The organism is Streptomyces sp. NBC_00310 (assembly GCF_036208085.1).
Lineage (GTDB): Bacteria > Actinomycetota > Actinomycetes > Streptomycetales > Streptomycetaceae > Streptomyces.
This window is the reverse complement of sequence record NZ_CP130714.1, coordinates 2,326,107-2,339,715: the sequence shown is the minus strand read 5'-3', so window position 1 is coordinate 2,339,715 and position 13,609 is coordinate 2,326,107. Positions and strand designations below refer to the sequence as shown.

Below are 13,609 nucleotides of genomic sequence, written 5' to 3'. Positions count from 1 at the left end.
CCACGGCCGGTCCCACGGCCGGTCCCACGGCCGGTCTCATCCGAGGAAGCCGCGCAGCAGGGCCGCCGTGCCGGAGCAGTGCTCCCGCATGATCTCCCGCGCCGCCTCGGCGTCCTCGTCGAGAACGGCCTCCACCAGGGCCGTGTGCTGCTGCTGCGAGTGCTCCAGGTTCCGTACCAGGAGCGGGATGCAGTCCAGCAGGTCGTTGACCCCCGCGCGGACGGCCGCGTACTGGGCGGCGAGCGAGGGGGAGCCGGACAGTTCGGCGATGGTGAGGTGGAGCAGGGTGTCCAGGCGGCGGTACTCCGTGAGCGGCGCGTTGTGCGTACGGGCCAGGGCCGTCCGCAGTCGCTCGGTCTGGTCGCCGGTCAGGCCGTGGGCCGCGCACAGTCCGGCCGCGCCCACCTCCAGCACCTCCCGGAAGCGCAGCGTGTCCTCGACGTCGATGCCCTTCAGGCGCCGGCGCAGCTCGTCCTCGCCCGGGGTGGCGACGCGCGGCAGCACGAACGTTCCTCCGTACCGCCCGCGCCGCGCCTCGATCAGGCCCTGGTCCTGCAGCACCTTCAGCACCTCGCGCAGCGTCACCCGGCTGATCCCGAGCCGCTCGGCCAGCTCGCGCTCCGCCGGCAGCCGCTCGCCGCCCGGCACCAGGCCGAGACGGACCACCTGCAGGATCTGCTCCAGGGCCTCCTCGAAGCCGTTGCCCGCCCGCACCGGCCGCAGTACGGACGCCAGTCGGTCGTCGGCCCAGGGAGTGCCCGGTTCCGCCCCTGTCTGCGACATGTGGACGTTGCCCCTTCCCAACTAATGGTTACGGGTAATACCTTATGGCTCCCGGGTGGCTGAATGGCTCCGGGGTGGCCGAAGAAGCTTCTAGGAGGCTTTCCCGTGGCAGACCGCACACCCCCGCTCTCCGTCGAGGAACTCCACGCCCTCGTCGCGGGCGGTGAGATCGACACTGTCGTCCTGGCCTTCCCCGACATGCAAGGGCGCCTCCAGGGCAAGCGGTTCGCCGCGCGCTTCTTCCTCGACGACGTGCTCGACCACGGCACCGAGGGCTGCAACTACCTCCTCGCCGTCGACACCGAGATGAACACCGTCGACGGCTACACGATGTCCTCCTGGGACCGCGGCTACGGCGACTTCGCCATGCGCCCGGACCTGAGCACCCTGCGCCGGGTGCCGTGGAACGAGGGCACGGCCATGCTGATCGCCGACCTGGCCTGGAACGACGGCTCACCGGTCGTCGCCGCGCCCCGCCAGATCCTGCGCCGCCAGCTGGAGCGCCTCGCCGAACTGGGCTACACGGCCAACGTGGGCACCGAGCTGGAGTTCATCGTCTTCAAGGACACCTACGAGCAGGCCTGGGACGCCGGTTACAAGGGCCTGACCCCGGCGAACCAGTACAACATCGACTACTCGGTCCTCGGCACGGGCCGAATCGAGCCCCTGCTGCGCCGGATCCGCAACGACATGGAGGCCGCCGGGCTGACCGTCGAGTCCGCCAAGGGCGAGTGCAACCCCGGCCAGCACGAGATCGTCTTCAAGTACGACGAGGCCCTGGTCACCTGCGACCAGCACGCGATCTACAAGACCGGCGCCAAGGAGATCGCCTCGCAGGAGGGCGTCTCGCTCACCTTCATGGCGAAGTTCAACGAGCGCGAGGGCAACTCCTGTCACATCCACCTCTCGCTCGCGGACGCCGACGGCGCCAACGTCATGGCCGACGGGCAGGAGATGTCCCAGGTCATGCGGCATTTCCTCGCCGGACAGCTCGCCGCGCTGCGCGACTTCTCGCTGCTCTACGCGCCCAACATCAACTCCTACAAGCGGTTCCAGCCGGGCTCCTTCGCGCCGACCGCCGTGGCCTGGGGATACGACAACCGGACCTGCGCCCTGCGGGTCGTCGGCCACGGCCGCTCGATGCGCTTCGAGAACCGGCTCCCCGGCGGTGACGTCAACCCGCACCTCGCCGTCTCCGGGCTGATCGCGGCCGGGCTGTACGGCATCGAGCAGAAGCTGGAACTGCCGGAGGTGTGCACGGGGAACGCGTACACCGCCGGATACGACCAGGTGCCGACCACCCTCCGCGAAGCCGCCGAGCTCTGGGAGAACAGCCCCATCGCCAAGGCCGCCTTCGGCGACGAGGTCGTCGCGCACTACAGCAACATGGCCCGCGTCGAGCTGGCCGCCTTCGACGCCGCCGTGACCGACTGGGAGCTGCGCCGCTCCTTCGAACGTCTGTGAGGAACGACTTGTCCCAGCACCACACCCTGGACATCCTCAACCCGGCCACGGAGGAGGTCATCGCCACCGTCGCGGGCGCCGCCGAACAGGACGTGGACGCGGCCGTGCGCCTGGCCGGGAAGGCACAGCGGGCCTGGGCCGCCGTCGCCCCCGCCGACCGGGCCCGGCTGCTGCGCCGCTTCGCCTCCGTGGTCGACGACCACGTCGAGGAACTCGCCCGCCTGGAGGTCCGCGAGGCCGGACACACCCTCGGCAACGCCCGCTGGGAGGCCGGCAACGTCCGGGACCTGCTCGACTACGCCGCCGGCGGCGTCGAACGGCTCTCGGGCCGGCAGATCCCCGTGCCCGGCGGCCTGAACGTCACGATCCTCGAACCCCTCGGGGTCGTGGGCGTGATCGCGCCGTGGAACTTCCCCCTGCCGATCGCCGCCTGGGGGACCGCCCCCGCGCTCGCCGCCGGCAACGCCGTGATCCTCAAGCCCGCCGAGACCACCCCGCTCACCGCGCTGCGCCTCGCCGAACTCGCCCTGGAGGCCGGACTCCCGGAACACCTCTTCCAGGTCCTGCCCGGACGCGGTGACATCACCGGCGAGGCCCTCGTGCGACACCCCGGCGTCGCCAAGATCGTCTTCACCGGCTCCACCCGGACCGGCAAGCGCGTCATGGAACTCTGCGCCGACCAGGTCAAGCAGGTCACCCTCGAACTCGGCGGCAAGAGCCCGAACATCGTCTTCGCCGACGCCGACCTCAAGGCCGCCGTCGACCCCTTCTCCTTCCTCGACAACGCCGGCCAGGACTGCTGCGCCCGCACCCGCGTCCTGGTCCAGGAGTCCGTGTACGACGAGGTCCGGAGCCTGCTCGCCGAGGCGCTGGCCGCCGTGGTCGTGGGCGACCCCGCCGACGAGAAGACCCAGATGGGCCCGCTGATCTCCCGTCAGCAGCTGGACCGCGTAAGGGAGTTCGTGCCCGACGAGGCCGCCGCCCTGCGGGGCAGCGCCCCCGAGGGCCCCGGCTTCTGGTTCCCGCCGACCGTGCTCACCGGGGAGCGGCCCGACTCGGCCGCCGCCCGCGAGGAGATCTTCGGCCCGGTGGCCGTCCTGCTGCCCTTCACCGACGAGGCCGACGCCGTGCGGCTCGCCAACGACACCCCGTACGGCCTCTCCGGCTCCATCTGGACCCGGGACGTCGGCCGCGCGCTGCGCGTCTCCCAGGGTGTCCGCGCGGGCAACCTGTCCGTCAACTCCCATTCCAGCGTCCGCTACTGGACCCCCTTCGGCGGCTTCAAGCAGTCCGGCATCGGCCGTGAACTCGGCCCGGACGCCCTGACCGCCTTCACCGAAACCAAGAACGTCTTCATCAGCACGGAAGGCCCCGCACAGTGACCTCATCTCCCGACGAGAACATCTGCCGCCGTCTGGTCGGCCGCACCGCCGTCATCACCGGCGCCGGCAGCGGCATCGGCCTCGCCACCGCGCGCCGGCTCGCCTCCGAGGGCGCGCACATCGTCTGCGGCGACGTGGACGAGGCGCGCGGCAAGGCGGTCGCCGAAGAGGTCGGCGGGATCTTCGTGAAGGTCGACGTCACCGACCCCGAGCAGGTCGAGGCGCTGTTCAAGACCGCGTACGACACCTACGGCAGCGTCGACATCGCCTTCAACAACGCGGGCATCTCGCCGCCCGACGACGACTCCATCCTGGAGACCGGCCTGGAGGCCTGGAAGCGGGTCCAGGAGGTCAACCTCACCTCCGTGTACCTGTGCTGCAAGGCGGCCATCCCCTACATGCGGCGCCAGGGCAAGGGCTCGATCATCAACACCGCGTCGTTCGTGGCCCGGATGGGCGCGGCGACCTCCCAGATCTCCTACACGGCCTCCAAGGGCGGCGTGCTGGCCATGTCGCGGGAGCTGGGCGTGCAGTTCGCGCGGGAGGGCATCCGTGTCAACGCGCTCTGCCCGGGGCCGGTCAACACCCCGCTGCTCCAGGAGCTGTTCGCGAAGGACCCGGAGCGGGCCGCGCGCCGGCTCGTGCACATCCCGGTCGGGCGGTTCGCCGAGGCCACCGAGATCGCGGCCGCCGTCGCGTTCCTCGCGAGCGACGACTCGTCCTTCGTGAACGCCACCGACTTCCTGGTCGACGGGGGTATCTCGGGCGCCTACGTCACCCCCCTCTAGGGCAACCGGAACACCGACACCGTCGGTGTGTGATTAGAGTGCCGGGATGAGCAGTTCGCCTCCGCCCGGCTGGTACAGCGACCCGTCCTTCCCGCTCACCGAACGCTGGTGGGACGGGACCGCCTGGACCGATCACCGGCGCCAGCCGGAGCAGCCCGTGCAGCCGGTGTTCCAGCCGCAGCCGCCCCCGGGCAGGGGCGCCGGCCGCACCAAGGTCGTCGCGCTGGCCGCCGTCGGGGCCGTCCTGGTCGCCGGGGCGGTCACCGGCGGGGTCCTCCTGCTCGGCAAGGACGGCGACGGCGGCCAGGAGACGAGGACCGCCACGACCTCCCCGACCTCCGACGCCGACGGGAACGACAGCCCGTCCCCCACGAAGCCCGCCACCGCGTCCCCCACCGGCGACCCGAGCGTCGTCGTGGACGACCTCAACGGCATCACCTTCCCGATCCCCGACGGCTGGGAGGACGGCGACCGATCCGGCGAGGAGGACGCGGTCCTGGTCACGGACGGCACCTTCGACTGCCCCGGCGAGGGCGGGGTGTGCCGCGGTGGCGTCGTCGTCTCACGGACCGTCACCGGCAGCGACGAGACCTCCCCGAAGGCCCTCGCCGAGAACGACATCGAGGACGCCGCCAACGACGCCTTCGACCGCGACGTCCTGGACCGGCAGCCGTACGACGGCATCACCGGCCACGAGGTCGTCGGCTCCGGTTCGGTCGCCGTCGCGGGCCGGGCCGGCTACTACGTGCGCTGGCGCGTCACGACCGGGGCCGGACCCGGCGGCTACGTCCAGTCCCTCGTCTTCCCGTCCGGCCGCGGCTCCGAGGCCCCGGTCCTCGTCCGGTTCGCCGTCGACGCGGGCGACGACGGTCCGCCGGTCGGGGACATCGACGAGATCGTCGAGGGCATCCGGCCGGTGGGCGACGCGGGCGGGGACGGGGATACGGGCGGGGGAGTGGGCAGCAGCCTCGGCCCGTCGTGAGCCCGAGCCGGCCCACGGCGCGTGCGGAGCCGGGAACCCCGGTGGGGCTCCCGGCCGCTCCGGGGCCACAGGAACATGTGGCCCCGCTGCAGGCACGTGCGCCCCGTTACAGGAACATGTGGCCCCGCTACAGGAACGTGTGGCCCTCGCCGCGGTACGTCGGCACGGCCGCCGTCACCTCGTCGCCCTCGACCAGGTGCAGCACGTCGAACCGCTCGCACAGCTCGCCGGCCTTGGCGTGCCGGAACCACACCTTGTCGCCGAGCAGCAGGTCGTCCGCGGGCGCGCCGAGCAGCGGGGTCTGCACCTCGCCGGGGCCCTCCTGCGGGTCGTACTTCAGCCCCTCGGGCAGATACGGCACCGGCAGCCGGTCGGGGCCGGGCGCGCCGGAGGCCGGGTAGCCGCCGCCCAGGACGGTGACGACCCCGACCCCGGGGCGCCGTACGACGGGCATGGCGAACAGCGCGGCCGGACGCCCGCTGAACGAGGTGTAGTTGTCGAAGAGCCGAGGCACATAGAGCCCGGAACCGGCGCCGATCTCGGTGACCGCGTCCTCCGCCGCCGTGTGCTGCACACTGCCCGTGCCGCCGCCGTTGACGAACTCCAGGTCCGGCGCCACCCGCCGTACGGCGCGCACCACTTCGGCCCGCCGCGTGGCCAGCTCCTTCTTCGCGGTGGCCTGCATCAGCCGGATGGCACGCGACCGGAACGGCCGCCCGGCCACCGAGTCGCCGACACCGGCGATATGGCCCTCGTACGCCATGATCCCGACCAGCTTGAACCCCGGGCGCTCGGCGACGGCGCGGGCCATCTCGCCGACCTGCGCGGCGGAGCGCAACGGGGAGCGCAGGGCGCCGACGCGCACCCGTCCGCCGAGCAGCTTCAGCGAGGTGTCCAACTCCAGGCAGACGCGCACGACTTCGGTGCCGCCCCGCCGGGAGTTGTCGATCAGCTGGAGCTGGGCGGGGTCGTCGACCATGACGGTCACCGCGGCGGCGAGCTTGGGATCGCCCGCCAGTTCGGCGAAGGCCTCGTGGTCGGCCGACGGGTAGGCGAGGAGGATGTCCTCGAAACCGGAACGGGCCAGCCACAGGGACTCGGCGAGGGTGAACGACATGATGCCCTGGAAGCCCTCACGGGCCAGGACCCGCTCCAGGAGCGCCCGGCAGCGAACGGACTTGCTCGCGACGCGGATCGGCTTGCCGCCGGCCCTGCGGAGGAGGTCGTCGGCGTTCGCGTCGAAGGCGTCGAGGTCGACGATCGCCAGAGGGGCGTCGAGATGAGCTGTGGCCCGGTCGTACCGGGCCCGGTCGGCGGCGCGCGCAGTCATGCACGAAGCCTGCCAGACATGATTACCGCAGGGTAGGGGGACGTTCCGGGCAGAAGCCGCGGGCCGGCGGACTGGTTCCCGTTCGGCGGGGGCCAACCCGTAGAGTGACGCGCACGCAGGGACGACCTCGACGGGGATGCCGATCCGCTGCCACGGGTATGGCTTGCCCGTGGTGTTGGCAGGCCGTCGGCGGGCCGACTCCCACGGTATGCGTGACGACCGCTCCCCACGGGTGGTCGGGCGCCCGGACGACCTCCGGGTCCGCACGGGACGAGGAAACGGGGGGTGCATGAGCACCGAAGCGCGCCGCGCCTCCATCCCCCCGCGCCCGCCGGCCCCACCCCGCCCGTCCATACCACCGGGCCAGGATCCGTCCGCCGCGACGCCGGGCGACCCGACCTCGGCCACCGCGACGCCGGGGGCCCCGACTCGACCGCCGGCGTGGGCACCCAGGGACGACAGCGAGGCGCCGGGCGCACGTCCGTCCGCCGCAGGTGATGCGGGATCGCGTCCGTCCGCGGGTGGCGCCGCCGGTCCGGTGCCGCCGGTGCGAGACGGATCGGCGCCGCCTCCCTCGCGCGAGTCCGCTGCGGCCGGGTCGGCCTCCGGTCCGTCCGGCCCGCTTCCTCCGCCCCGCTCCGGCCCGGTGGGGGGATCCTCGGCCCTGCCGCCCCGCCCGGATCGCGAGCCCTCGACCGGGAACGGCCCGACTGTGCCACGCCGCCCGCAGCGACCCCCGGTGGCGGGTGCCCCCGCGCGACCCAGCAGCCCGCCTCGTCCGTCCTCGGCGCCTTCGCCGACGCCGGGCGCGACTCGGGACGTACGGCACCCGGGTACGGCGGACACGCCGAACACCACGGAGAACAAGCCGAACACCACGGAGAACAACCGGAGTTCCGGCAGCCAGGCCGGCCCCCTGCCCTCCCGTACGCACGGCTCCGGCCCGGCGGCCGGCCAGGGCGGCCTCTCGCGAGGCTCCGGCCAGCCAACCGGACAGCGCTCCGCGCGTGGTTCCGGTCAGACGGGTGCTCAGGGTGCTGCTCGTGGTTCCGGTCAGGCGGGCGGTCAGGGTGCTGTCCGTGGTTCCGGGCAGGCGGGCGGGCGCAGCCCCGTGCGTGGTTCGGGTCAGGCTGTGACGGAGCAGGCTCCCGTGGGGGGTTCCGGCCAGGCGATGACCGGCCGTAACCCGGCGCGTGGTTCCGCCGTGGACGGCGGCACCGCCCAGCGCCGCGCCGAACACCCGCGCTTCTCCGACTTCCGGCGCGCCGCGAGCCAGAACGGCGGCACCCCGGCCACCCCGCCGCCCCCGGCGGCTTCCGCCCGTTTCCCGGACGCCCCACCGGCGGGCTCGGCTCGCTTCTCCGACGCCCCACCGGAGGCCTGGACTCGTTTCCTCCACGCCCCGCCGTCGGCCTCGACCCGCTTCCCGGACGCCCCACCGGCGGCGTCGGCTCGTTTCCCGGACGGCCCGCCCGCCGCCCGTCTCCCGGACGACACCCCGCCCTCGGCCCCGGCACGCTTCCCCGAGACCCCACCCTCGGTGCGCGACGCCGGACCGCGTGCGGGTGCCGCGCGGACCTCGGGTGCCCGTGCCGGTGACTCGGCCCCGCCTGTCGACGACCGTTCGTCCCGGCCGTCCGGCCCTTCCGCCGACGGCGCACCACCCCGGCCCTCCGGCCCCTCCTCCTCCGGCGGCCGCCCGCCCCGTCCCTCCGACTCCGCCCCCGGCTCCACGTCGCCCCGCCCGGCCGGACCGCCCCCGAGGTCGGCGCCCCACAACGGCGTCTCCGCTCCCGGAGGTGCCGTTCCGCCCCCTGCCTCGCCCCTCCGTCGTCCCCTGCCCGAGGAGACCGGTCCCGAGGGCACTCCCCGGCCGCGGCCCATCACCCCGGAGCGCCCCGGTGGCTGGCAGCCTCCGTCGGCGTCCTCCCGGCGGTCGGCCGAAGCGCTCGACTCCGTGCTCGGGGCGTCCCCCGGGCGGCCTTACGTGACGTTCGCGCAGCCGGACACCTCGCCGTGGACGCCGCCCGAGTCGGACGAGGGGCGGCGCAAGCCGCGGCCCACCAAGGCACGGGCGGCGGCCGTCGCCGCGTGCGTGGTGCTCGGCGTCGGCCTCATCGGCGGTGCGGCGGCCGGGAGTTGGCTCAGCGGCGACCCCGGGGCGGACAGCTCCCGCGACACCTTCGCGGCGGCCGGAGAGCTGTGGCACGGTGTACCCGTCGACGAGTTGTTCCCGCCCACCGTCCGGGGAGAGGGCGCCGGCCCCGGCGGCACCGACCGCACCTGGACCCGGGTCGCCGTCGCGCCCGACAGCGGCTGCGCGGACGCCTTCGACCCGCTGCTGCGCAAGACCCTCGCCCCCGTCGGCTGCCTGCGGCTGCTGCGCGCCACCTACACCGACGCGACCCACAGCAACGTCACCACCGTCGGCCTGCTGTTCACCAAGACCGACACCGCCGCCATGGCCGCGCTCAGGAACCGCTTCACCAAGGACGGCCTCGACCGCCGTACCGACCTGATGCCCCGCCCGTACGCCGCCGAGGACACCGTCGCCGCCGGCTTCGGCGACGACCAGCGGGCCTCCTGGACGATCTCCGTCCTCACCGACGTCCCCGTCGTCGTGTACGCGGTCTCGGGCTTCGCCGACGGCCGTACGGTCACCGAACCGCAGCCCGCCGAGGACGCCATGAAGTCCGGCGCCACCACCGCGCCCGCCCAGTCCGGCCTCGGCCACGAGGCGAAGGGCCTCGCCGACCGCGTCGAACGCGGCCTGCGCAAGACCGCCGCGTCCGCCACGGAGCAGCCTTCATGAAAGCCCACAAACCCGAGACCGCCGCGAAACCCCCGACAGCGGGGAAGGCCGAGACCGCCGAGAGAGCCACGTCAGCCATCACGGCCACGTCGGCGAGCGCATCCGGGCAAGCCCCGACGCCCACCCGGGCCGGGATCGCGATGCGGGACGAGGCGTCCGCGGTCGTCGCCGGAGGCGGTCGGCGGGGGCCGCGTCGTCGTCGGCCCTCGCGGCTGGGGCTCCTCAGCGTCCCCCTCGCCGCCTCCCTGGCCCTCCTGCCGTCCACCGCCGCGCACGCCGACGGCATCCGGGACCAGCAGTGGGCGTTGGGCGCGATGCACACGCAGGAGGCGTGGCGTACGACGAAGGGCGCCGGCATCACCGTCGCCGTGCTCGACACGGGCGTCGACGACGAGCACCCGGACCTGGCCGGGAACGTCCTGCCGACGAAGGACATGGTCGGCTTCGGGGCGTCGCGCGGCGACCGCTCCTGGGCCCGCCACGGCACCGCCATGGCCGGGATCATCGCCGGACACGGACACGGCGTGAACGACGGGGACGGCGTCCTCGGCATCGCCCCCGAGGCCGAGATCCTCCCCGTCCGCGTGATCCTCGAAGACGGTGACTCGGCCCGCTCCAAGGCCCGCAGCACCCGCGGCAACGCCCTCGCCGAGGGCATCCGCTGGGCCGCCGACCAGGACGTCGACGTCATCAACCTCTCCCTCGGCGACGACTCCGAGTCCGCCCACCCCGAACCCTCCGAGGACGCCGCCGTCCAGTACGCCCTGGCGAAGGGCTCGATCGTCGTCGCCTCGGCCGGCAACGGCGGCGAGAAGGGCGACCACATCTCGTACCCGGCGGCCTACCCGGGCGTGATCGCGGTGACGGCCGTCGACGAGGACGGCGACCGCGCCCCGTTCTCCACCCGCCGCTGGTACGCCACCGTCAGCGCCCCCGGCGTGGACGTCGTCATCGCCGACCCCGACCGCAAGTACTACGAGGGCTGGGGCACCAGCGCCGCCGCGGCCTTCGTCTCCGGCGCCGTCGCCCTCATCAAGGCGGCCCACCCCGGTTTGAGCCCCGCCCAGGTCAAGCGTCTCCTGGAGAGCACCGCCCGCGAAGTCCCCGTCGGCGGTCGCGACGACTCCCGGGGCTTCGGCTTCGTCGACCCGGCGGCCGCCATCGAGGAGGGCGGCAAGCTCACGCCCGACGACCTCGCGTCCGCCTCGTACGGCGGCAAGTACTTCGGCTCGGGCCCGGACCCGGTCGAGGAGGAGGACCCGACCGCCGGCTGGGCCGCCCCCGCCGCGGGCGGCCTGGGCGTGGTCCTGCTGGTCACCGCGGTGGTGGTCTGGCGCGGACGCGGTCGCGGCCGCCCCGACGAGTACGTCATCTGACGCTCAGGCCCAGGCCCAGGCCTAAGCCCGGGTCCGGGTCCAGGCCCACGCCGATACCCACGCGTACGCCTACGATCCCGTACGCCTCCGGCCCCGTACGCCTATGACCCCGTGCTCCTACGACGTCGTGGCCGCGCTCGCCGTGACCGTCGCGTCCGCCGGACTCTCCGTGTCCCCGAACACCGAGACGGCCGCCTTCGCAGCCGCCTCCACCAGCGAGATCCCCTTCGCCTTCGTCGTGTTGCCGTTCGACACCACCGCGACCAGGTACTCCCGCCCGTCCACCGTGACCCGGCCGACGCTGTTGATGACCCACAGCCCGGTCGCGGTACGCGGCAACCACCCGTTCTTCAGGGCGAACGCCGCCGCGGGGGACCCGGACACGGCCGCCGACACCCCCCAGTCCTGGCCCGCCGCGATCTGTCCCATCAGCTCCTGGACGTACGCCCGCGAGGCCGCACTCAGCACGGACGTGTCGTCGTCCCCGAACACCTGCTGGAGCAGGGCGAGTTGATCGCTGGCCGTGGTCTGGGTGAGGCCCCAGTACAGGCCGTCGCCGCCCTCGGTGTCCGTGAGCCCGAACCGCTCGTTCGCGGCGTCCAGGCCGTCCGCCCGCCCGATGGCCATCCACAGAGCCGTCGCGGAGACGTTGTCGCTGTCACGGATCATCGTGGAGGCGTACGCCTTCTCCTGCGCGGTGAGTTGCCGGCCCGCGTCCTGCGCCTGGAGCAGCAGCGCCGCCAGGATGTCCGTCTTCACGATGCTGGCGGTGTCGAACCGTGCGTCCCCGTACCCGGCCGAGTCCCCGGACGCCACGTCGAGCACGGCCACGGACACCGCCGCCCCGTCCTCGACGGCCACGTCCGCCAGGGCCGCCGCGAGCAGCTCGTCGTGGTCCGCCTCGGGCGCCGCCACTGGTTCCACCGAAGCCTCCTCAGCGACCGTGTCCGCGCCCGGCGCGGTGGAGGCGGAGGCCGAGGGCGAGGGCGATACCGACGATGACGCCGACGACGATACGGCGGAACTCCCGCCGTCCTGCGCCTGGGCCCTCATGTACACCGTCCCGGCGGCCGTGCCGCCCACCAGGACGAGAGCGACGAGCGCGGCGTGGACGAACGGACGGCGCCCGGACGGGCGGGCGAGGCGACGCGCTCTGGGAGAGGGCATGCCGCGATGGTTCTGCGCCGGGCTGTGCGGCGGGTTAGGCGCGTGTTAGATGCTTGTCAGGAAAAGCTGAGAAAACCGTGAGTGATGTGACCGTCACGTTTCCGGCCTGCCGAACGCCTGGGAGACGTCCCCCGATAGGGTCGACGACCGTGGCGAGCAAGAACATTCCCGACCCAGGCTTCTCCGACGACGACGGCTCCGCCGACCCCCGGCTGAGCGCCGCGCTCGCCGCCTGGGCCGAGGACCGGACCGCCGTTGGCCCCGTCCTCGAAGCGCTCAAGGGCGCCCGGCTGCTCGTCCCCGTCGTGGCCGTGCTCGGCGAGGTCGAGGTGGACGAGAACGGGCTGCGCCGCGAGAAGACCAGCGACATGGCTGTCCCGACCCTGAAGGCCGGCGACCGCACGGCCCTGCCCGCCTTCACCTCGACCGACTCCCTGGCCCGCTGGGACCCCGCCGCCCGCCCCGTCGCCGTACCGCTGCACCAGGCCCTGCAGGCCGCCGCGCACGAGAAGGCCGACACGATCGTCCTCGACCTCGCCGGGCCCGTCCCCTACGAGCTGACCGGCCGCGCCCTGCTCGCCCTCGCCGAGGGCCGCACCACCACCGACCCGCTCGTCGACCCCGCCGTCCTCGACGCCGTACGCTCCGCCGTCGCCGCCGAGCCGGCCGTCCTCCGCGCCCACCTCGGCCCCGGACAGGCCGACGGCACCCTCGCCCTCGTCCTGGACCCCGCCGCCGCCCAGGCCGAGACCGCGCGGTCCGTCGCCGGACGACTCGCCGCCGACGAGACGCTGCGGGCCCGCCTGGTACGCGGCCTCGACCTGGCACTGCTGCCGGCCGGGGCGACGCCGCCGGGCGAGCCCTTGTACGTACGCCGGTGAAAGCTGTCCGTACGCCGGTGAGAGCCGTACGTACGCCAGCGAAAGCGGGATCGAAGGCCTAGCCGTAGATCGGGCCCGTGTACTTCTCGCCCGGGCCCTGACCCGGCTCGTCCGGGACGACCGACGCCTCGCGGAACGCCAGCTGCAGCGACTTCAGACCGTCGCGCAGCGGGGCCGCGTGGAAGGAACTGATCTCGGTCGCGGACGCGTCCAGCAGACCGGCGAGGGCGGTGACCAGCTTGCGGGCCTCGTCCAGGTCCTTGTACTTGTCGCCCTCCTCGGTCAGACCGAGCTTCACCGCGGCGGCGCTCATCAGGTTGACGGCGACCGTCACGATCACCTCGACCGCGGGGACCTCGGCGATGTCGCGGGTCATCGAGTCGAAGTCGGGGTTCTCAGGAGGGGTCTCACTCATGCCCCACACGATAGGCCCCGGCGCGTACGCCCCGACCTGCGGGAGTCCGCTGCGCCCCGATTGGCACCGCAGGTTTGAACCCGCTATGGTTAGTTCTACGACCGGCTGGACACCTGTGTGCCCGGCCCGCAAGTGGAGGCTCCGAACTCCCACCTGACCGTCCCCCGGGATGGCAGGTCATCCGGTCAGGCGGCCCCCACCGTTCCGTACGGACGGTGGAGTCGTCCGA

11 protein-coding genes are annotated in these 13,609 nt (G+C 73.5%); 7 read left to right on the top strand and 4 right to left on the bottom strand.

The features are described 5' to 3' along the window. Positions 1 to 36: 36 nt before the first annotated feature. A complete protein-coding gene (locus OG202_RS10375) occupies positions 37 to 783 on the bottom strand; it encodes a FadR/GntR family transcriptional regulator (RefSeq protein ID WP_327730528.1) in 747 nt (248 codons plus the stop codon). A gap of 105 nt (positions 784 to 888) precedes the next feature. Between OG202_RS10375 and OG202_RS10370 the strand changes: the two genes are divergently transcribed. The 4 genes from OG202_RS10370 to OG202_RS10355 are packed head-to-tail and all read left to right on the top strand — an operon-like array spanning position 889 to position 5,399. Then, positions 889 to 2,247, top strand: a complete 1,359-nt coding sequence (locus tag OG202_RS10370; RefSeq protein ID WP_326584001.1) for a glutamine synthetase family protein — start codon at positions 889 to 891, stop codon at positions 2,245 to 2,247. An 8-nt stretch (positions 2,248 to 2,255) separates the two neighbouring features. Further along, positions 2,256 to 3,629: an aldehyde dehydrogenase family protein gene (locus OG202_RS10365; RefSeq protein ID WP_328222623.1), complete on the top strand. Its 1,374-nt coding sequence runs from the start codon at positions 2,256 to 2,258 to the stop codon at positions 3,627 to 3,629. After that, positions 3,626 to 4,417: a 3-oxoacyl-ACP reductase gene (locus OG202_RS10360; protein WP_326584003.1), complete on the top strand. Its 792-nt coding sequence runs from the start codon at positions 3,626 to 3,628 to the stop codon at positions 4,415 to 4,417. The genes OG202_RS10365 and OG202_RS10360 overlap by 4 nt, the downstream gene beginning before the upstream one ends. Positions 4,418 to 4,463: 46 nt before the next feature. After that, complete coding sequence (locus OG202_RS10355) at positions 4,464 to 5,399, top strand: DUF2510 domain-containing protein (RefSeq protein ID WP_327730530.1); 936 nt, start codon at positions 4,464 to 4,466, stop codon at positions 5,397 to 5,399. A 127-nt stretch (positions 5,400 to 5,526) separates the two neighbouring features. On the opposite strand, the gene OG202_RS10350 is transcribed toward OG202_RS10355, so the two are convergent. Beyond that, positions 5,527 to 6,729 (bottom strand): amino acid deaminase/aldolase, encoded by a 1,203-nt coding sequence (locus tag OG202_RS10350; RefSeq protein ID WP_328222622.1) that lies wholly within the window; start codon positions 6,727 to 6,729, stop codon positions 5,527 to 5,529. Between the two features lie 1,132 nt (positions 6,730 to 7,861). Between OG202_RS10350 and OG202_RS10345 the strand changes: the two genes are divergently transcribed. Both OG202_RS10345 and mycP read left to right on the top strand, forming a co-directional pair. After that, complete coding sequence (locus OG202_RS10345) at positions 7,862 to 9,541, top strand: hypothetical protein (RefSeq protein WP_327730531.1); 1,680 nt, start codon at positions 7,862 to 7,864, stop codon at positions 9,539 to 9,541. 140 nt (positions 9,542 to 9,681) lie between these two features. Beyond that, the gene (mycP, locus tag OG202_RS10340; RefSeq protein WP_327732301.1) at positions 9,682 to 10,917 is read left to right on the top strand and encodes a type VII secretion-associated serine protease mycosin; all 1,236 of its coding nucleotides are present in this window, start codon (positions 9,682 to 9,684) and stop codon (positions 10,915 to 10,917) included. A 117-nt stretch (positions 10,918 to 11,034) separates the two neighbouring features. Here mycP and OG202_RS10335 read toward each other — a convergent pair whose 3' ends face one another. Then, on the bottom strand, positions 11,035 to 12,084 hold the full coding sequence (locus tag OG202_RS10335; RefSeq protein ID WP_327730532.1) for a serine hydrolase: 1,050 nt from the start codon (positions 12,082 to 12,084) through the stop codon (positions 11,035 to 11,037). A 149-nt stretch (positions 12,085 to 12,233) separates the two neighbouring features. Between OG202_RS10335 and OG202_RS10330 the strand changes: the two genes are divergently transcribed. Next, positions 12,234 to 12,965 carry an SseB family protein gene (locus OG202_RS10330; RefSeq protein ID WP_328222621.1) on the top strand — a complete coding sequence of 244 codons (732 nt, stop codon included), beginning with the start codon at positions 12,234 to 12,236 and terminating at the stop codon, positions 12,963 to 12,965. Positions 12,966 to 13,023: 58 nt separating this feature from the next. Here the strand turns inward: OG202_RS10330 and OG202_RS10325 are convergent, their stop codons facing one another. Continuing rightward, complete coding sequence (locus OG202_RS10325) at positions 13,024 to 13,380, bottom strand: DUF1844 domain-containing protein (protein WP_328222620.1); 357 nt, start codon at positions 13,378 to 13,380, stop codon at positions 13,024 to 13,026. Positions 13,381 to 13,609 lie beyond the last annotated feature (229 nt).